This window comes from Sphingomonas sp. QA11, from assembly GCF_028473665.1.
GTDB classification, from domain to species: Bacteria; Pseudomonadota; Alphaproteobacteria; order Sphingomonadales; family Sphingomonadaceae; genus Sphingomonas; species Sphingomonas phytovorans.
In genome coordinates, this window is the sequence record NZ_CP098774.1 from 2,732,954 (window position 1) to 2,751,739 (window position 18,786).

Here is an 18,786-nt window from a genome sequence, read left to right on the forward strand (position 1 = left end):
GGTCGCACCAACCCTGGAGCTTTATCACATGACCAAGACCGCCCTGATCACCGGCGTCACTGGACAAGACGGCGCGTATCTGGCCGAGTTGCTGCTGTCCAAGGGCTATGACGTGCACGGCGTCAAGCGTCGCTCATCCTCGTTCAACACCGGGCGTATCGACCATATCTATCAGGATCCGCACGAAAAGGGGGCGCGTCTCCACCTGCATTATGGTGACATGACCGATTCGACGAACCTGATCCGGATCGTGCAGGAAGTGAAACCGGACGAGATCTACAATCTCGCGGCCCAGAGCCATGTCCAGGTCAGCTTCGACACCGCTGAATACACCGCCAACGCCGATGCGATCGGCACGCTCCGCCTGCTCGAGGCGCTCCGCCTGCTCGGGCTGCACGAGACCACGCGCTTCTATCAGGCATCGACCTCCGAACTGTACGGCCTCGTCCAGGAAGTGCCGCAGTCTGAGACCACGCCCTTCTATCCGCGCTCTCCCTATGCTGCGGCGAAGCTCTACGCCTATTGGATCACGGTGAACTATCGCGAGGCCTATGGCATGCACGCCTCGAATGGCATCCTGTTCAACCACGAGAGCCCGTTGCGTGGTGAAACCTTCGTCACCCGCAAGATCACTCGCGCCGTCGCTGCCATCCATCTAGGGCTGCAGGACATGCTGTGGCTGGGCAATATCGATGCCAAGCGCGACTGGGGCCATGCACGCGACTATGTCGAGGGCATGTGGCGCATCGTCCAGCAGGACAAGGGCGATGATTTCGTGCTGGCGACCGGTCAGACGCAAACCGTCCGCTCCTTCGTGGAGCTGAGCTTCGCCGAAGTCGGGATCAGCGTCGACTGGAGCGGCACGGGTGTCGACGAAGTCGGTCGTTGCACTAGGACGGGCAAGACGCTGGTCAAGGTGGATCCTCGCTATTTTCGTCCGACCGAGGTCGATCTGCTGATCGGGGATCCCGCCAAGGCCAAGAGGCTGCTCGGCTGGGAAGCCACGACCACCCTCGCCGAGCTTGTCTCCGAAATGGTGCGCGAGGATTTGAAGGTCGTTGCGCGTGAGGCGGAAAGCCGTCGCCCCGACGAGGAGCGGCCAAGCTCGCTCTACGCGATCAAGGGCTGATCGTTTCGTTTGTCGGTACAGTCCGATCATGATGTGCAACGCGCGGCGAATGGAATGAACATGTCAACGCCACTGCAGAATTACGCATATGAGGACAGCGAATCCGCCCACACGCATTCCTACCTGTTCCCAACGCTGCTGAAGATACTCGCGGAACGGCCCGTCGGACCGATCTTCGAGTTGGGATGCGGCAACGGCACGACCGCGGCGATGCTGGCGAAGCGCGGTTACAAGGTTGCCGGAGTCGACCCCTCGATCAGCGGGATGGAGATCGCCCAGCGCCAATATCCTGAGTGCCGGCTGGAACTCGGCTCATCCGAAGAAGATCTGCGCGCGCGATTTGGCACCTTCGATACACTGTTGAGCCTCGAAGTCGCCGAGCATGTCTATTCGCCGCGGCGCTATGCCAAGGTCATTGGCCAGTTGCTTGAACCGGGCGGGATCGCGATCATCAGCACCCCCTATCACAGCTATCTGAAGAACCTCGCGCTCGCGGCAAGCGGCAAGATGGAATCCCATTTCACTGCTTTGTGGGAAGGGGGTCATATCAAGTTCTGGAGCCGCGGCACGATCGCCACACTGTTCGACACCGCCGGGTTCGACGAGATCGGTTTCTATCGGGTCGGGCGTGTACCTGTCCTTGCGAAATCGATGATATCGGTCTTTCGCAAACGGGACGCCGCTCCGGCCAATGGCTGACAGTACCGACACTGCAAGGCAGCCGGAACGCGTCGTTTTCTATGTTGGCGGCTTCGAGGCCGTTGGCGGGATCGAAGCATTCCTGTTCGACCTGCTGACCAACCTGCCCGCCGGTCGCGATGAACGATCGATGCTGGTTTGGGCGCTTGATCTCCCTGAGTTCCGCGACATCGAACGGACCGGAACCAAGGTATTAAGGACCAGTCTGCGTGCTGGGTGCCGCTTCGGCCTCCCCGACATCTTGTTGTACGCGCGACACGGCCGGCACTTGGCGAAGGCGGACCGCATCGTCTTTGCGAAGATCCCGCCCGAACCACTTTTCAGGCGCATCGTCGACAGGGCTCGGGCCAGACGCCCAAACCCGACCGAAACGATCTACGTCACCCCCTATCGCCCGCGTGAGATGTGGCCGGAGGGTATGCCAACCTGGATATGTCGGGGACTAGACAGGATTCTCGTCCAGAGCCAGGAATTCGCGGACGATCTGCGCGAGATGAACTTTACCGGACCGATCCACCTCGTCCCTTATATTCCGCCGCAAGCTGCCGTCGAACCGGCCGAACCATCACGCGAGCGCCCGTTTCGCCTCGGCTTCCTCGGCCGGTTCGTCGCGCAGAAGAACCTGTTCTATCTGCTCGATATTGTAGAGAAACTGCAGGCAAGCGGTGTCGAACTCCATATGTTCGGCGGAGGCAGCGACGAAGCCGGGCTGCGGAGCATGGCGAATGACAGGAACCTTGCCGTCACCTTCCACGGCGTGGTCCCGCGCGAAGGGGTTGCCGCCGCGATCGACAGTTGCGACGCCTTCATCAACCCCTCGATATCGGAGGGCCAGTGCCTCGTCGCCCTGGAGGTGTTGAGCCGCGGACGGCCCTTCATCGCAACCGGTGTCGGCGCGATCCCCGAAATTCTCGGCAAGGGCCGGCTGGGCAGGATCATCCCGCTCGACGACGGGTCGACTGCCGCGGAGATCGTCCGGGACTTTCTCGCTGAATGGCGCGCCGGCGACTGGCGCGCTCGCGAGATTGCGAGCGCCTATGCGAGCGCCTATCCGCGCGCGCAAATTATCGGCGAATACGAGAAACTACTGTAAGGCGCGCGTCGCCTTCAACGCGAACAGGAATCGACGGCAGCACGATGAGCGAATTATTTTCCCTGACCGGCCGACGCGTCTGGGTGGCGGGCGAGCGCGGCATGGTCGGACGCGCGATCGTCCGCCGGCTGGCATCCGAACGGTGCGAGATCGTGACCGCGGCGGCACGGGTCGACCTGCGCGATCAGGCGGCAACCTTCGCATGGATGGCGGCGAACCCGGCCGACCTGATCTTCCTCGCCGCCGCCAAGGTAGGTGGAATATCGGCGAACGACAGGCTGCCAGCGGAGTTCCTCTACGACAACATGATGATCGAGGCGAACGTGATCGAGGGCGCGCGTCGTACCGGTGCCGCGAAGCTCCTGTTTCTCGGATCATCGTGCATCTATCCCAAGCACGCTGAGCAGCCGATGCGCGAAGACGCGTTGCTGACGGGGGTGCTGGAACCGACCAACCAATGGTATGCGATCGCCAAGATCGCAGGAATCATGCTGGCTCAATCCTATCGCCGGCAATATGGCTGCGACTATATCTCGGCCCAGCCGACCAACCTCTATGGCCCGTTCGACAATTTCGACCTGCAGGGAAGTCATGTGCTGCCTGCGCTGATCCGCAAGGCGCACGAGGCCAGGCTTGCGAACGCGATGACACTCCCGGTCTGGGGCAGCGGTGCGCCGCTTCGCGAATTCCTGCATGTGGACGATCTCGCTGACGCTCTGGTCTTTCTCGCCAAGCACTATTCGGGTGAGGAGATCGTGAATGTCGGGTCGGGTGAAGAGATCAGCATCGGCGATCTTGCCCGGATGGTCGGAGACATCGTCGGCTTCCGCGGCGATACGGTGTTCGACACATCCAAACCGGACGGCACGATGCGCAAGCTGGTCGATACCGGCAAGCTGAACGGCCTGGGCTGGAACGCGCATCGTCCCTTGCAGGAGGGAATTGCCGACACCTATCGCTGGCTCTTGGATAATAGCGACACGTTACGGACGGGCCCGGCAACAGCTTGATTTCAGTCATGCAGGAACCCCTCCGAACAAGACCTCTCCGCAGCCACATTGCCCCGCAGCAGGGTTGACGCACGAGACCGCGCGGTTAAAGGTCCCGGAGCCTGTAACCACATAGACCGGCGGCGATTATTCGTCGCGATTCGCCACGCGTAGGATATTCGAAATGACAATCTTGCATCGTCTGCGCACGATGGTCGTGGCTCTGCTCGTCCCCGCTATCCTGGCAGGTTGCTCTACGGGACGTGGCGGCTCCATTCCCTATGAGGTCAAGAACTTCGGCCGGCCGGACGCGCCCGTGGCGGCGGCACCGGATGTGGAATACAGGATTGGCGCACTCGATCAGCTATCAATCATCGTATACCGCGTCCCCGATCTCTCCGGTGAGTTGCCGGTGGATGCGACCGGAAAGATCACGATGCCGCTGATCGGTGAGATCAGTGCGGTCGGAAAGACTTCCGCTGAGCTCGCCAGCGAGATCAAGCGCAAGCTTGGCGAGAAATATATCAACAACCCCGAGGTCCAGGTCGTCGTCAAATCAGCCTCCAGCGCGAGGATCACTGTCGACGGATCGGTAGGGGCACCGGGCATCTATCCGATCGCCGGCCCGACGACCCTGCTGCAGGCCGTCGCGATGGCGAAGGGCACGACCGACGATGCCAATCCCCGCCGCGTGGTCATCTTCCGCCAGATCAACGGGCAGCGCCAGGCCGCAGCGTTCGACCTGAAGTCGATCCGCCGTGGCGAGATGGCTGATGCCCCCGTCTTCGGTGACGACATTGTCGTGGTCGACGGGTCTGCCTCGAAGAGCGCGTTCAAGAACGTTATGCAGACAATTCCATTGCTCGCCTTGTTCCGGCCTTTCTGAGACGGCGAGCTGAAACCGACAAGATGGATTGCTTCCCCTCATGACCGATACGATCCAAGCCTTTCGTGGAAGTGGTCCGACCTCGCTTCCATCCACGCAGACCGGCGGAGCGCTTTCGACGTCGGTGGCCCTCCCTCCCCCCACCGATACGCCCGAGTTCGAACTGAACCTTCGGTCCGTCATGCGTATCCTGCTGAAGTGGCGCTGGCTGTTCGTCGCCTTCGTCGTGGCGGGCCTGGCCGGTGCGACGGCGCTGACTCTCCTTGCGACGCCGCTGTACCGGGCGACGGCAACGATCGAGATCAAGCGGCAGGAAACGCAGATCATGAAGGAGTCGTCGATCGAGCCGGTCGTTCTCAACGATCCGGCCTCGATGGCAACTCAGTTCGGACTTATGCAGAGCCGCGACCTCGCGGTGCGTGTGGCGCAGCGCCTGAACCTCGCGTCCAATCCAGCCTATGCGCCGCAGTCGCTGCCGCGTGAGGCGCGGGAGAATATTGCCGTCTCGCGGCTGCGTGGTGGCCTGAGCGTGGCGCCAGTCGGCACCAGCCGGCTGATGAGCGTGAATTTCGTCAGTCCCGATCGCAACGAGGCTGCCCGCATCTCGAATGCGTTCGCCGACAGCTTCATCTCGAGCGGCCTGGAGCGGCGTTACGACGCGACCGCCTATGCCCGCAATTTCCTCCAGCAGCGTATCACCGCCGTGAAGCTGGCGCTCGATCAGTCTGAACGCCAGCTCGTGGCATATGCACGCCAGCAGGGCATCGTGAATATCGAAGGCGCGCCTGGACCGGATGGCCGCGCGAGCGCTGGAACGTCGCTTGATGCATCCTCACTCACCGCGCTGAACGGATCACTGTCAGCCGCGCAGGATGCGCGGATGGCGGCAGAGGGCCGATATAAGGAATCCCGCTCGAACGGCACCACGACCGAGACGGTTCAGAACCCGACGATCACAGCCCTGCAGGGCGAGAAGACTCGCCTGTCGGCAGAATATCAGGAAAAGCTGGGTATCTATAAACCCGACTTTCCCCAGATGAAGGACATGCAGGCACGGATCGCTGTGCTCGACAGCCAGCTCGCCCGCGAACGGGGCGCGGTCTCGACCGCCTTGCGCTCGGAATATGAGGCTGCGCTTTCCCGCGAGAACGCGCTCAAGAGCCGGGTGAACGAACTGAAGGGCTCCGTGCTGGATCTGCGCGACCGCAGCATCCAGTACAATATCCTGCAGCGCGAGGTCGACACCAACCGCTCGCTCTATGACGCGTTGCTCCAGCGGTACAAGCAGATCGGCGTCGCCGGGGGCATTGGCGAGAGCCAGGCTTCGGTGGTCGATCACGCGATTCCGCCGGGCGGGCCGTTCAGCCCAAGGCTTGCTGCCAATCTCATAGTGGGACTGTTGATTGGCACCCTGCTCGGCATCGCCGTTATCCTTGCGATCGAATATGTCGACGATACCATCAAGGTGCCGGAAGATGTGGAGTCGAAGCTGAAGGTCAGCGTGCTGGGCGTGATCCCCAAGCTGACACGCGACACGACCCTTATCGAAGAACTGTCGATCTCACGGTCGAAGATATCCGAGGCCTACTTCACCGCCCGGACATCACTGCAGTTCTCGTCGCCGGAAGGTACGCCCCGCGTCCTGCTGGTGACCAGCACCAAGCCATCGGAAGGAAAGTCGAGCTCCGCGCTTGGCTTGGCGCAGAGCTTCGCCAAGGTCGGACTCAAGGTGCTCCTGATCGACGCCGACATGCGCAAGCCCTCCTTCACCGCCAAGGAAGGCGATACGACCGGGTTGTCCGCGCTTCTCGCAGGCGGGAATTTGTCCGAGCCCAAGATCCTGTCGACCAACGTCACGAACCTCCACCTGCTCCCAAGCGGCCCGATCCCCCCAAATCCGGCGGAATTGCTGGCCAGCGCCAACCTGCCTCGCCTGCTCGCGATCGTGCGCGAGCGCTTCGACCTGATCGTGGTCGACGGACCGCCGATCCTCGGCCTGGCGGACGCTCCGCTGCTCGGCGCCGCATGTGACGGGACTGTCGTGATCATCGAATCCGGGGCGATCCGTCGGCCGGCGGCGATGAACTCGATCAAGCATCTGCGCGCTGCCGGCGCACGGGTGATGGGTGTGGTGCTGACCAAGTTCAACCCGAAATTCGAGGGTTACGGCTATGGCTATGGCTATGGCTATGGCTACAGCTACGGCTACGGCGCCGACAAGGGCGAGAACGAGAAGGATCGGCAGCGGCGCATCGAGCTGATGTCGTAAACGCGATGGCGGCAAGAGGGGGAAGCACAGCCAGATCGATTACGTTCGCGCTTCTCGGCGCGGCAGCCGCAGCGGCCGGTCTAGCGGTGGTCGTGCCCAATATCGTCAGCCTCTCGGTGAGCGACGCACGCCCTGGCGGCATTGCCGGGCTCGCCAAGGGAAGCACGACGGCACTACGCCGCGATCTGACGGCTAAGCTGGCGCCAGCGAACGGCACGAATATCGCCATCAAGGATACCGGCCGAGCCGAGCGGTTGCTCGCGGCAGCGCCGCTCGATCCGGTGGCATTGACCTATCTCGGGCTTGCCGCCGACAAAAAGGGAGACACTGTCCGCGCACGCGCCTTGATGACGTTGGCGATCCGCAGTGACGGACGCGCACTGCGGGCGCGGCTCTGGATCATGGACCAGGATCTACGCAACAGTAATTTCGGCAGCGCAATCGAGCATTTCGATCGACTGGTGAGAATTGGTCCGCCTGGCACCAGCGGCTTGATCAACGCCATGGCAGGCATCGTGCGTGATCCGGCGAGCCACGCCCCCCTAGCCCGCAAGCTTGCGTCCAACCCGCCCTGGCGTGCCGCCTTTCTCTATGCGCTCAATCAGCAGGGCGTATCGCCTGACGTCATCTATCAGCTGACCCCTCAGGATTCCGCCAAGTCACAAGCGTTGTTCGAGCAGTCGGCGTTGTTGCAGTCCCTGTTGAAGAGCAAGGAATATGAGCGCGCCTATCTGGCGTGGATCAATTTCCTGCCGGAATCGTCGCTCAAGCAATTGGGTCCCGTGTACGATCCGCGCTTCGAGAAGATGCCGGGGCCGTTGCCCTTCAACTGGCAATTGACCGACGGCACTGAGGGATCGAGCGAGATCCGCGCGCCGCGTGGGCTGAACGTCTCCTATCTTGGCGGCAACGCAGCAATCCTCACTGAACAAACGCTGCTACTGTCCCCCGGCCAGTATCGCTTGTCGACGATCGCATCAGGCTCGGACGACAACAACCAGCTTGCCTGGACGGTGACCTGTCCGGGCAGCAACGAACCGTTGCAGAGCCTGAAGATCACCGGCCTGAAGGGCGACAGGCAGCGCTACGCGATGCAGTTCCAGATTCCTGCTGCCAATTGCGGCGCCCAGCGGCTGGCACTTACCGGTTCGCCCACCGAATTCCCGCGCACCGCCAGCGCTCTGTTCGATTCGGTTGCGATCGAACTGGTGAAATGACGACATGAAACCAAGATCCTCCCCTCGCCGCTCGACCCGTTCGGCGCCGAAGACACCGGCCACGATAACCGGGCAATTGCTGATTCCCGGTTTCATGGCACTCTGCATGCTGCTGGGCGGCTCAAGCAGCGGGGGTTCGCTTGCCAACGCGGGGCTGCAACTCGTGGCTACCCTCGTGCTGGGATATAGCGTGTCCCGCCTGGCGAACACACCACTGTCGCGCTCGGCGAAAGTCCTCATCACGATAATGCTCTGCTGGATAGGCTGGGCTGCCCTGCAGTTATTGCCCTTGCCCCCATCGATCTGGACATTGGCGCCGGGTCGCGATCTCCTTCAGCAAAGGCTGAGCGCAGGAGGCAGTGCGTTTCCCTGGCTGCCATTGTCGCTGAATCCGGCAGGCACGATCGCGCATCTCGCGTCGCTGCTACCGCCATTGGCCATCGGGACCGCAATTTTGTCGCGCCCGGCTGCCGACTCCAATGGCTTGCGGTGGCTCATTCCGCTTGTGGCCCTGGCATCGTTGCTGCTCGGCGTGGCACAGTTGATCAGCGGCAACAACTCCTCGCTCTATTTCTATGCCACCAGCAATCAGGACCTGCCGATCGGCCTTATGGCGAATGCGAACCATCAGGCGACTCTGATGCTGTGTGCCATTCCGTTCGTGGCTTCGTTGGCCAGTTCAGAGAAGTCGGCCGGATCGAAGGGGCAAGGCCGGGAATTGCTCTTCGCGGCGATGGCGGCGATGTTCCTGATGGGCATCGCCATCTGCCAATCCTACGCCGCCTATGTCCTGGCATTGCCCGTCACCGTGGCGAGCTGGGCGATCGCCCGTCCCCGCTCGCTGGGGCCGGCGCGCTATATCGGTACCGCAATCCTGGTGGTGTCGCTCGCGGCGCTTGCAACCGTCGTCATCTTCGGCCCCACCACAGTCGTAGATCCGATGTTCGCGCAGAACCAATTGTCCAGACCAGCGATGTACAAGGTCGCGGCGAACGCAGCACTCCACTTCTTTCCCCTGGGAAGCGGCCCGGGAAGTTTCGTGCCCGCCTTCAAACTGTTCGAAGAACCCGGACAGGTCACCAACGTATTCGTCAACCATTCCCATTCGGACTATATCGAACTCGTCCTTGAAGGTGGCTTGGTCGGGCTGCTGCTGATTGCCAGCATGCTGTTGTGGTGGCTCAGTCGCGCCACAACGATCTGGTTCGCGCGCTCGCCCAACAGGCTGGATCGCGCCGCGGTCGTCGCGACGGCCGCCATTCTCGGGCATAGCCTCGTGGACTATCCGGCACGTACCAGCACGATCGCCGCCATCCTCGCCGCAGGATTCGCACTGATGGCGTCGAGACCCGAGATTAAGATCGAGGAGGCATCGTCCGGCGGACGCCATCTGAAAGCCGAATGACCCGCGTATATTCAGCAATACGCTTGGCCATCCAGCCTCCCGGGGCCCGCGTCGCCAAGTTTCGATTCGAGGCTTGGTCATGATCGCCCAGTTCGATGTCAATACGATCTGGCGCCGGAAATTCGGCCAGGCGCTCCGTCGGCGCCACCCGGACACACTATTGTTCGCGCCCCGCCCCTTCGGTACGCGCGGCGCGCTAGCTGACGAGGAAGGACTGATTCCCGTGGCGCTGCCACCAGGCTGGGCCACTCGTGCGTCAATGCTTGCGATGCCCATGCTCGGTCGCCGGGCGAAGGAACTGGCCAAGTCGCGTGGGAGTTCGATCGACACGGCGATCTTTACCTCGTTCCACTATCTGCCGCTCGCCAGACGGCTGTGCAGCGACGCCCGGATTCTCTACTATTGTTCCGACGATTATCGCGGCTATGCGGGCTGGGGTGGCGCAGCGGCGATCGCGCAGGAGGCGCACCTCTGCCGGATCGCCACGCTTTCGATATTCGTAAGCGCTGCACTACGTGATCGGGCCATCGAAGAATATGGCCTTGATCCAGCCACCTGCATCGTTGCGCCCAACGCTTCCGAACCGCGATTTGCCGACGGCTCCCCAAAGCCACCTGAGCTTGCCGCATTGCCCGGGCCGGTTTTCGGCACCGTCGGCGTCTTCAACGACCGGATCGACTTCCATTTTCTGGATCGCCTCGCCGGTTCCGAAGAGGTCGGATCGCTGGCACTGGTCGGCCCCCTGCAGGATTGCCCTGACCCGGACGGATATATCCGGCGGTTGCGCGCCAATCCGAAGGTGCACTGGTTTGGCGCCCGGCCACACGACGAAATCCACGCGTGGATGGCGGGAATCGACATTGCGGTGATCCCTTATGCGCCGACGCGATTCAACCATTTCTGCTCGCCGATGCGGCTATGGGACCATCTCGCGATCGGCCAACCGATCATCGCGACCGACGCCTGCGACCAGATCGCACGACAGGCCGGCGTTTTTGTCGTGGCGCCGGGTGATGCGCTTGATCGATCGATCCGCTCTGCTAAGACGGCCGCCGAGGCGGGAAGACACCCGCACCTCGAAAGCTGGGACGACCGCGTTGCGTCGATAGCGCCTTGGATCGGTTAGGAAATACTGCGTGATCGCCAAACAGATCCGCCAGCTGATGTCCTGGCATGCGGCAACCCGGGCACCGCTGAGCCGTCCACTCTACACCTTCTGCCGGCGCTATGTGATGGCGTGGAGCAACGCCGAGACCGATATCGATATCAACGGCGAGCGTTGGCTGGTCGAGACGCTCGCGAAACGCGCGCCGAAGAAGGACTCGGTGTTCCTCGATGTCGGCGCGAATGTCGGCGACTGGAGCCGGCTCGTTCTAGACCACGCGCCCGACGCAAGGCTGGTCGCCTTCGAACCCGTACCGCCGGTCCGCGAGCAACTGACCGCCAATGTAGCGGGCAAGGGTGCGGAAATCCTCCCCTACGCCCTGTCCAACGAGGCTGGAACGGTCGAGATCAACTATACGCCAGGCAATTCGCATTTCTCGTCGATCGAAACGATCGGCAAGGATCTGGAGATGGCGGGCCAGGTCGTCGAGGTGCAACGCCGCACGGGTGCAGATATCTGCGCGGAACTCGGCGTTACCCATATCCGATTCCTCAAGGTCGACACCGAAGGCCATGACCTGAAGGTGATCGAGGGCTTTCAGAGCCTGCTCGCGTCCGGCGGCATCGACGTGATTCAATTCGAATATAATTATATGTCGATCTACTCGCGAACCTTCCTTCGGGATTTCTTCATCGCGTTGACGCCGCAGATGCGGATCGGCCGCCTGCTACGTGACAGAATCGAGTATTTTGCGTATGCCCCGGCTCTGGACAATTTCATTCAGGCGAACTTCATTGCGGTCCGAGCCGATCTTGCCGAAGGCGAACTCGCCTTCCTCTCAAGGCGATAGACCCGTGGCAACGGTGTCGAGGGCCCTGTGAGCATCTCCCTCATCATCCTGTCGGGGCTCATCTTCGCCCTCGGTGTCGTGCCCTTTATCCGGCCACGCAGCGTTTTCGAATATCCCTATGTGGTGGGCATGTTCCTCGCCGTATGGTTCCTCCCCCAGGCCTGGGCAGTTGAACGCCTCGGGTTGGCCGGCGGATTCGATCCAACGCTGACCTGGAACTACGTGATCCTGTGCATCATCTTCCTTGTCGGTGGCTATATCGCGGGAAGGGGCATGGGCGTCCAAGCCATCAAGTCGAAGACCGCCGAAATCGCGACCATGTACAGCGAGAAGCGGATGGCGCAGGCCTGCATCGTCCTGATCGCAGTCGGCGCCGTGGCCTATGTCATGATGTCACGGATGGCTGAAACGACGACCTACGAAGGAGGTTGGACCGGCATCATCATCGTTTACGCCACGCTGGCCCAGTGCCTCGTCTTCGGCGCCGCGCTGACATTCCTGATCTATCTGCGCACGAAGAACAGGTTTGCCCTCATCCTGTTCTGCATCGCCACCGCCGTTTTCGCTCCGGTTCTCTTCATCGCAGTGAAGCGCGAGTTCATCTTCGAGTTCCTGATCATCATCTTCGGGAGCCTGTTCCTGGTACGCAAGATCGTCCCTCCCCGCATCCTCCTGCTCGCTGGCTGTTTGATAGGCGCGTTCATCGTGAACAACGCCGGCGAGATCCGCGGCTATGTCAAAAACAACGATTCCTCACTGGTCGGCGCCCTCACCTCGTCCGAATTGATCGCCCAATCGACGGGCGAGAACAGCAAGAACACCGAGAAGGCTCCGGAAGTGAATGGCGCGGTCACCGACATCGCGATCGCGACCGAACTCGGCGAATATTACCCCTTCGCAGCGATCTCCAACGGTATGGTCGGGCGTTATTTCCCCGCCTTCATTTTCGGACGCGACTCCAAAAACTCGCTCATGATGAGCACCGCTGACGACAATCCGATGCGCAACCGGTATTTTGCCAACGGCGCCACGCGCACGGGCTTCTCTGACACCTTCCTCGCTTTCTGGTATTTCGGTGTCTTCTGCTTCATCATACTTGGATTCTTCTACGGGTGGACACTGAACCTGGCATTGGCCGGCGGCCTGCGCGGACAGTATCTATATGTTTCGATGCTCAGCACCGGCTTGCACGCCATCACCCATTCCTTCGCCGAATTCGCAGCCGCGCTCCCCTTCCTGTTCCTCGTGGTCTGGCTGCCGTTCCGCTATGCTCGGATCACGCCGGAGGAAAACAGGCGCCTGCAACTCGCCCTGCAGCTTCAGAGCAGTTCGTGAAGTCCGGCGACCTCGCCCGGGACGGAACCAGCAGCGGCCGCGCCGGGAACTGACCTACAGTGCGAACGCTATTGATCCAGCCAGGTGCACGGCACGGCTACGCTCTTGCGCGTTTTCTCCACAAGGCGGACGCGCTGCAGCGACTGTATACCGACTTCGCGGTACCTGACGGCTCGTTCGAGCACCGGCTTCTCGCCGCAGCGGCAGGCCTGAATCCGAAAGCACGCTCTCTCCTGCGCCGCGTCGTTCCTGATCTGCCCGGATCGATGCTGCAACGACTCAGCCCCGCCGCGCTGATCGCCAAGAGGCAGGCGCCGAATCAACGCGAGCGCTGGAATTTCCGTTCACGCGATCTGCGCGAGGCTGACGTGGTCTATTCCCAGTATTTTGCGGGTGGCGACCAGATCGAGGAACTCGTGGCTCATGGCGCGCGGTTCGTCTCCGACGTGTTCATCATGCCATCGGCGCATCGTGTGGTGAACCGGGAATCGGCCAAGTTTCCCGAATGGGACGAGACGCCCTATTCACCCGATGCAGCCGCGATCCTCGATTCAGTCAGCAAAGCGATGATCGAACGGTCGGATGGCCTGTTTTGCCCGTCTCAAAGCGTGATCGACGATGTGGCCGCCTATGATCCGGCGGCCCGCGCCAAGTGCCGGCTCGTCCGCTATGGCTCCAGCCTCACTTTCTCCCAGCCCAACAAGCCGATTCCGAAACGTGTGCTTTTCGCAGGCTCGATTCAGCTTCGTAAGGGACCACAGTATCTCGCGCTTGCGGCAGCCCGGATCGCGCGCCTGGATCCATCGGTTCGTTTCGTCTTCGCCGGTGGTGTGACTGCGGCGGCGGCGTCACAGCTTCAGGCACCGAATATCGAAGTGCTTGGCCATATCTCGCGCGATCGGATGCGGGAAGAGTTTCTGCGCGCCGATATCCTCGCCTTTCCCTCGCTGGCGGAGGGATCGGCGGGTGTAGTGCTGGAGGCGATGTCGGCCGGCCTCCCGATCGTGGCCACGCACGAAGCCGGGGTCGATTTCAGGGACGGTGAAAGCGGCATCATCGTGCCGCCGACCGATGTCGACGCGCTTGCCGGCGCGATCCTGGAAATCGTTGGCGATCGGCCTCGACGGGAGGCGATGGCCCGGTCGGCGCGCGCCGAGTTCAACGCATATGATGAGAACAGATGGGGAAAGACCTTCGTCGCCGCCTTGCGCGAATTCTCACGCGATGGTTGAAAACAATGTCGTATCGGCGGCCCTGATCCCGACGGTCGCCGTCATGGAAATTGAGACGGGACAGATCGTACTGCGGTCAATATAGGCGCGGTCACAGGAGGATCTTACAATGGACCATGCCCACAACATCCGGTCCGAAGGTTTCGCCTGAAATGGCAGGCCTCGGCTCCAAAATGGCCCGCAACGCGGCCAGCCTCGCTCGCGATCCCTCTATGGTCGCCGAATACCTGGCATGGATCGCCAGTTCGGTCCGCACCGGTGGAAATCCTTCCCGGCGCCTGCTCGATGGTATCGAGGTGGGCAATTTCGCGAATTTTTCCGAATATCATTCCATTCCCGAATTCATCAATCTGGCGGAACGGCGTTTTTTTGAACAGAGCCCGTTCGGCGCTGGACCAATCATCGACGTGGGCGCCAACATCGGATTGGTCAGCTTGTTGCTGGCTCGCCGATTCCCAGACCGGGCAATCCATGCGTTCGAACCCAATCCCACCACATTCGAGACGCTTGAAGCCAATATCGCCCGCAATGCCGCGAACAAGGTCTCCTGCTATCGTTATGCCGTGTCCGATGCGGACGGGACGGTGATGTTCGACAATGATCCGGTCGCGCGCGGCACGGCCAGCATCAGCAGGGATGCCGGCAGCAATACAGCGGAGGTACTGGCGACCACCTTGGACAGCTTTGTAGCGAAGCAGGGGATCACCGCAGTCGGCCTGCTCAAGATCGATGTGGAGGGCTATGAGACGCTCGTCCTGCGCGGCGCCCATCATGTCCTGAACGAAATTCGCCCGGCAGCGATCTATTTCGAGGTTTGCCCGGCCCTGACTGAGCGCGCGGGATTCAGCGCCGCCGACCCGGCACGCATGCTGATCGAGGCAGGCTATGATCTTCGTCGCCTGACCGACAGCGGCTCCCTGACGCCAGCGACGCTCGACGAGATAGCAGGCATCAGGCTGGAGAACTGGCTAGCCACGCCGCGATGAAGCTGCTCGCTTATGTGCATTTACGCCGGATCTACAATGCGACCGGCGCCGGCCGGGTGGTGCGCAATATTATCGAGCAACTCCACCTGCTGGGCCGGGACGACATTCGTCTCCTCGTCGACAGAGCGGATCGTCAGGATGTGATTCCAAAGGTCGGAAAACCATGGAGCGACTATCGCTACCTGGATTTCCGGCTCGATACGTCCTGGCAGCAGGCGATGTGGATCGCGACGGATCGCCCCCGCGCTGAACATTGGTGGCCGGAAGCCGACATCGTCTACTGCACAAGCGAATCCTATGTGCCGACGCGGCGTGCGAAAAGCATCGTTACCCTTCACGACGCGTCCTATTTCGAGCCAAGCGCCCTGCCCCGAAACGCCGGCTTCGCCCGCCAGAAAGCAAAATGGCAGGTTCTGTACCGCAAGCTGGAACGCAATGCGGACATGTTCCACACCGTCTCGGATTTCTCCGCGCAGCGCATCGCGCACTTCTATCCGGCGATGCGGGATCGCCTGCGTGTGGTTCACAACGGTGTAACCGAAAGGTTCTTCCAGCCTCCGAATGCAGCCGGTGAAGCCGGACTGGCGCGCCTGGGTGTAAACGACAAACCGTTCATCCTGTTGTCGGGCGGCCTGTCCTATCGCAAAAACGCCGAGGTCGCGCTGGCCGCGTGGCCTCGCCTGCGGTCGATGCATCCCGACCTGACGCTGGTGGTGCCGGGACATTGCGAGCCGGGATATATCGAGCAGGCAAGGGCAATTGGGGCCTCCATCATTCTCGCTGGCTATGTCGACGACGATACGCTTTGCTCGCTCTATCATGCCGCCCGGCTCGTCTGGTTTCCTTCGCTGTACGAAGGTTTCGGCATTCCGGTAATCGAAGCGATGATTTGCGGTACCGCGGTGGTTGCCAGTGCTGCCTCCTCGATACCGGAAGTCGCGGGCGACGCGGCATTGCTGGTCGATCCGGTACGGGCGGAACAGCATGTCGAAGCCCTGGACGAACTATTGACCAATGATTCGACGCGGACTGAACTGGTTACGCGAGGGTTGGCCCGGGGGCAGCGATTTACCTGGGCCGCCGCCGCTGCCACGCTCCGCGGTCACCTGACGGAACTGGCCTGATCACGATCAATGCCCGGTGAAGTTTCCCTCGCGGTTGCAACAAAACCGCGATACCAGCCCCATATGCGCAAGGGAGCGGTACTATTCGCGTAGCGATAGCCTTCGACAATTTCGGCCCCTACCACATCGCCCGTCTCAACGCGGCCGCGCGTGAGGTCGAGGTGCTGGCCATCGAACGCGCCTCGACCAGTGCGCTCTATGCGTGGGATTCTCCGGAGGTGCCCGCCGGCCTAGCACGGGTCGTTCTGAGCACTGACAAGAACACCGCCCGACCGGCCGACATATTTGCCGCGATCGAGGCAAAGGTGGCTCCTTTCCGGCCCGACGCGGTCGCGGTTCCCGGATGGTCTTCGAATATGGCGCTCGCGCTTGCAAGCTGGTCAGTCGCGCGCGGCATTCCCGTCATCGCCATGTCGGAAACCAACCCATGGGATTTCGAGCGCAAATGGGGCACCGAATATTTGAAGCGTCGCATCTTTGAATATTTCGCCGCCGGCCTCTGCACCAATGACGGCCAGGCTGAATATCTTCGCACCCTGGGCCTGCCGCGCGACGCGATTTTCCGCGGATACAATGTGGTCGATAATGACTATTTCAGCGCAAAGGCGGCCCTTGCCAAGGCTGCCCCGATGCCCGCCGGCGATGACGGCATTCCACTTCCCGAAAGTGCGCGTGGTCGATATTTTCTCGCCTCGAATCGCTTCATTCCAAAGAAGAACCTCGCCTTGATGCTCGAAGCCTATGCCCGGTTCCGCAACGGGCGCGGTGATGATCCTGCCGATTGGCCATTGATCTTGCTGGGCGACGGCGAACTGCGTGAGTCACTCGAACGACAACGGCGGGCGTTGGGGCTGAAGCAGCATGTGCATATGCCCGGCTTCCGGCAGTATGATGAGCTACCGGCCTATTATGGAACGGCAGGTTGTTTCGTACATGCCAGCACGGTCGAGCAATGGGGCCTCGTAGTGAACGAAGCGATGGCGGCGGGCTTGCCGGTGATCGTATCCGATCGGTGCGGGTGCGCGCACGTTCTCGTTCGGAACGGCGTGAATGGTTTCACCTTTCCGCCGCACGACGTCGAAGCCCTGACCAACGCGATGAAGGATATCGCGGCCGTGGAAGACGATAGCGCGATGCGGGAGGCAAGCGTTGGACTGGTGGCCGAATGCGCGCCGGAACGATTTGGCCGAGGCATGGCCGGCGCCGCGCGTTTTGCGGTGGCGGCACCCCGCGCGAAACCGTCGCTCCTCGCTCGCGCCGTGACGAACTTCGCCATGCGCAGGATGCCCGCGTAATGACCGGCGTCGTACCGCTGAACCTCGGCATCCTTACCACGTCGCTCAGCTCGGAAGCTGGCGGCCTCTTTGAATCGGTCAGGTTCCCCGCCAACCTGATGCGCGAACGCGGCCATAGCGTTTCCGTCTACGGCGTAACTGACCCGGCACTGACGACGACGCGCGATGCGTGGGAGGTCAGTCACTTCCGGGCCTTTCCGTCGATCGGCCCGAAACGTTTCGGGTTCGCTCCAGGCCTGAGCCGGGAACTCGATACCAAAGCTTTTGACGCGCTTCACCTGCACGGCCTGTGGAACCATACATCCATTGCGGCGCGCAGTTGGAACCGCAAGAACGACGGTGCCCTGGTGATATCTCCGCACGGCATGCTCGACCCCTGGGCCCAGCGGAACAGCCAGATCAAGAAACGCGTCGCGAAATGGGCGTTCGAAAATGCCAATCTCCGATCTGCCGGCGTCCTCCGTGCCTTGTGCTGGGCGGAAGCCGACGCGATCGAGGCCCTCGGCCTGGGCGTACCGATCGCCGTCATCCCCAACGGCATCTCGCTGCCGGGGGCAGACTATGTCCCGACCAAGCCCGCCGACACGACGCGCAAACGCCTTCTGTTCCTGGGCCGCATTCATCCTAAGAAGGGGATCGCCGAACTGATCGATGCATGGGCGATCGCAGCCGCCAAATCGCCGACGATCCGCAACGACTGGGTCCTGCAGATTGCTGGATGGGATGATGGCGACCATCTCCAGCACCTCGTTCGACTCGCGCGGGAACGAGAACTCGACAATGTCGAATTCAGCGGTCCCCTGTTCGGATCGGCCAAGCAGGACGCTTATGCCAATTGCGACGCCTTCATCCTTCCCTCCTATAGCGAAGGGATGCCGATGACAGTGCTGGAAGCCTGGGCACACCGCAAGCCTGTCCTGATGACACATGCGTGCAATATCCCGGAGGGCTTTGTCGCAGGCGGCGCGTACCGGATCGAAACATCGCCGCAACCCCTCGCCGTCGCCCTAGCCTATCATCTCGATCAGCCCTCCGCTCTCGCTGAGACCGGTGAACGGGGCCGCCGGCTGGTCGAGGAGCGATTCACCTGGGAACGGATCGTCGACCAGCATATCGGCCTCTTCACCTGGCTTTCGGGCCGGGGGCCGCGCCCCCACCACGTCGCCGATTGA

16 protein-coding genes are annotated in these 18,786 nt (G+C 61.8%); all 16 read left to right on the top strand.

What is annotated here, in order from left to right:
- The first annotated feature begins 28 nt into the window (after positions 1–28).
- The 16 genes from gmd to NDN01_RS12770 all read left to right on the top strand — a co-directional run bounded on the left by gmd (position 29) and on the right by NDN01_RS12770 (position 18,786).
- The gene (gene gmd / locus NDN01_RS12695) at positions 29–1,129 is read left to right on the top strand and encodes a GDP-mannose 4,6-dehydratase (protein WP_272627904.1); all 1,101 of its coding nucleotides are present in this window, start codon (positions 29–31) and stop codon (positions 1,127–1,129) included.
- 60 nt (positions 1,130–1,189) lie between these two features.
- Positions 1,190–1,828 carry a class I SAM-dependent methyltransferase gene (locus tag NDN01_RS12700; protein WP_272627905.1) on the top strand — a complete coding sequence of 213 codons (639 nt, stop codon included), beginning with the start codon at positions 1,190–1,192 and terminating at the stop codon, positions 1,826–1,828.
- The gene (locus NDN01_RS12705) at positions 1,821–2,921 is read left to right on the top strand and encodes a glycosyltransferase family 4 protein (RefSeq protein WP_272627907.1); all 1,101 of its coding nucleotides are present in this window, start codon (positions 1,821–1,823) and stop codon (positions 2,919–2,921) included. Before NDN01_RS12700 ends, NDN01_RS12705 begins: the two co-directional genes overlap by 8 nt.
- A 44-nt stretch (positions 2,922–2,965) precedes the next feature.
- Entirely contained in the window at positions 2,966–3,931 is a 966-nt protein-coding gene (locus NDN01_RS12710) for a GDP-L-fucose synthase family protein (protein WP_443025228.1), read from the top strand.
- A gap of 163 nt (positions 3,932–4,094) precedes the next feature.
- Positions 4,095–4,796, top strand: a complete 702-nt coding sequence (locus tag NDN01_RS12715; protein ID WP_272627911.1) for a polysaccharide biosynthesis/export family protein — start codon at positions 4,095–4,097, stop codon at positions 4,794–4,796.
- A 181-nt stretch (positions 4,797–4,977) separates the two neighbouring features.
- The gene (locus NDN01_RS12720; protein WP_443025229.1) at positions 4,978–7,065 is read left to right on the top strand and encodes a GumC family protein; all 2,088 of its coding nucleotides are present in this window, start codon (positions 4,978–4,980) and stop codon (positions 7,063–7,065) included.
- Positions 7,066–7,181: 116 nt separating this feature from the next.
- Positions 7,182–8,282 carry a tetratricopeptide repeat protein gene (locus NDN01_RS12725; protein WP_272627914.1) on the top strand — a complete coding sequence of 367 codons (1,101 nt, stop codon included), beginning with the start codon at positions 7,182–7,184 and terminating at the stop codon, positions 8,280–8,282.
- Between the two features lie 76 nt (positions 8,283–8,358).
- A complete protein-coding gene (locus NDN01_RS12730) occupies positions 8,359–9,687 on the top strand; it encodes an O-antigen ligase family protein (RefSeq protein ID WP_272627916.1) in 1,329 nt (442 codons plus the stop codon).
- Positions 9,688–9,766: 79 nt separating this feature from the next.
- Complete coding sequence (locus NDN01_RS12735; protein ID WP_272627918.1) at positions 9,767–10,813, top strand: glycosyltransferase; 1,047 nt, start codon at positions 9,767–9,769, stop codon at positions 10,811–10,813.
- A gap of 10 nt (positions 10,814–10,823) precedes the next feature.
- Positions 10,824–11,642, top strand: a complete 819-nt coding sequence (locus NDN01_RS12740; protein WP_272627920.1) for an FkbM family methyltransferase — start codon at positions 10,824–10,826, stop codon at positions 11,640–11,642.
- Between the two features lie 123 nt (positions 11,643–11,765).
- Positions 11,766–12,977, top strand: coding sequence for a hypothetical protein (locus tag NDN01_RS12745; protein ID WP_272627922.1), 1,212 nt, complete (start codon positions 11,766–11,768; stop codon positions 12,975–12,977).
- 59 nt (positions 12,978–13,036) lie between these two features.
- Positions 13,037–14,209, top strand: a complete 1,173-nt coding sequence (locus tag NDN01_RS12750; protein ID WP_272627923.1) for a glycosyltransferase family 4 protein — start codon at positions 13,037–13,039, stop codon at positions 14,207–14,209.
- A gap of 212 nt (positions 14,210–14,421) precedes the next feature.
- On the top strand, positions 14,422–15,195 hold the full coding sequence (locus tag NDN01_RS12755; RefSeq protein WP_272627925.1) for an FkbM family methyltransferase: 774 nt from the start codon (positions 14,422–14,424) through the stop codon (positions 15,193–15,195).
- The gene (locus NDN01_RS12760) at positions 15,192–16,319 is read left to right on the top strand and encodes a glycosyltransferase family 4 protein (RefSeq protein ID WP_272627927.1); all 1,128 of its coding nucleotides are present in this window, start codon (positions 15,192–15,194) and stop codon (positions 16,317–16,319) included. Before NDN01_RS12755 ends, NDN01_RS12760 begins: the two co-directional genes overlap by 4 nt.
- Positions 16,320–16,480: 161 nt before the next feature.
- Positions 16,481–17,614, top strand: a complete 1,134-nt coding sequence (locus NDN01_RS12765) for a glycosyltransferase family 1 protein (protein ID WP_272627929.1) — start codon at positions 16,481–16,483, stop codon at positions 17,612–17,614.
- Positions 17,614–18,786 carry a glycosyltransferase gene (locus tag NDN01_RS12770; protein WP_272627932.1) on the top strand — a complete coding sequence of 391 codons (1,173 nt, stop codon included), beginning with the start codon at positions 17,614–17,616 and terminating at the stop codon, positions 18,784–18,786. The genes NDN01_RS12765 and NDN01_RS12770 overlap by 1 nt, the downstream gene beginning before the upstream one ends.

Coding starts and splice junctions, on each gene's coding strand:
- gmd (WP_272627904.1), top strand. CDS start 29: ATGACCAAGACCGCCCTGATCACCGGCGTCACTGGACAAGACGGCGCG.
- NDN01_RS12700 (WP_272627905.1), top strand. CDS start 1,190: ATGTCAACGCCACTGCAGAATTACGCATATGAGGACAGCGAATCCGCC.
- NDN01_RS12705 (WP_272627907.1), top strand. CDS start 1,821: ATGGCTGACAGTACCGACACTGCAAGGCAGCCGGAACGCGTCGTTTTC.
- NDN01_RS12710 (WP_443025228.1), top strand. CDS start 2,966: ATGAGCGAATTATTTTCCCTGACCGGCCGACGCGTCTGGGTGGCGGGC.
- NDN01_RS12715 (WP_272627911.1), top strand. CDS start 4,095: ATGACAATCTTGCATCGTCTGCGCACGATGGTCGTGGCTCTGCTCGTC.
- NDN01_RS12720 (WP_443025229.1), top strand. CDS start 4,978: ATGCGTATCCTGCTGAAGTGGCGCTGGCTGTTCGTCGCCTTCGTCGTG.
- NDN01_RS12735 (WP_272627918.1), top strand. CDS start 9,767: ATGATCGCCCAGTTCGATGTCAATACGATCTGGCGCCGGAAATTCGGC.
- NDN01_RS12755 (WP_272627925.1), top strand. CDS start 14,422: ATGGTCGCCGAATACCTGGCATGGATCGCCAGTTCGGTCCGCACCGGT.
- NDN01_RS12760 (WP_272627927.1), top strand. CDS start 15,192: ATGAAGCTGCTCGCTTATGTGCATTTACGCCGGATCTACAATGCGACC.
- NDN01_RS12770 (WP_272627932.1), top strand. CDS start 17,614: ATGACCGGCGTCGTACCGCTGAACCTCGGCATCCTTACCACGTCGCTC.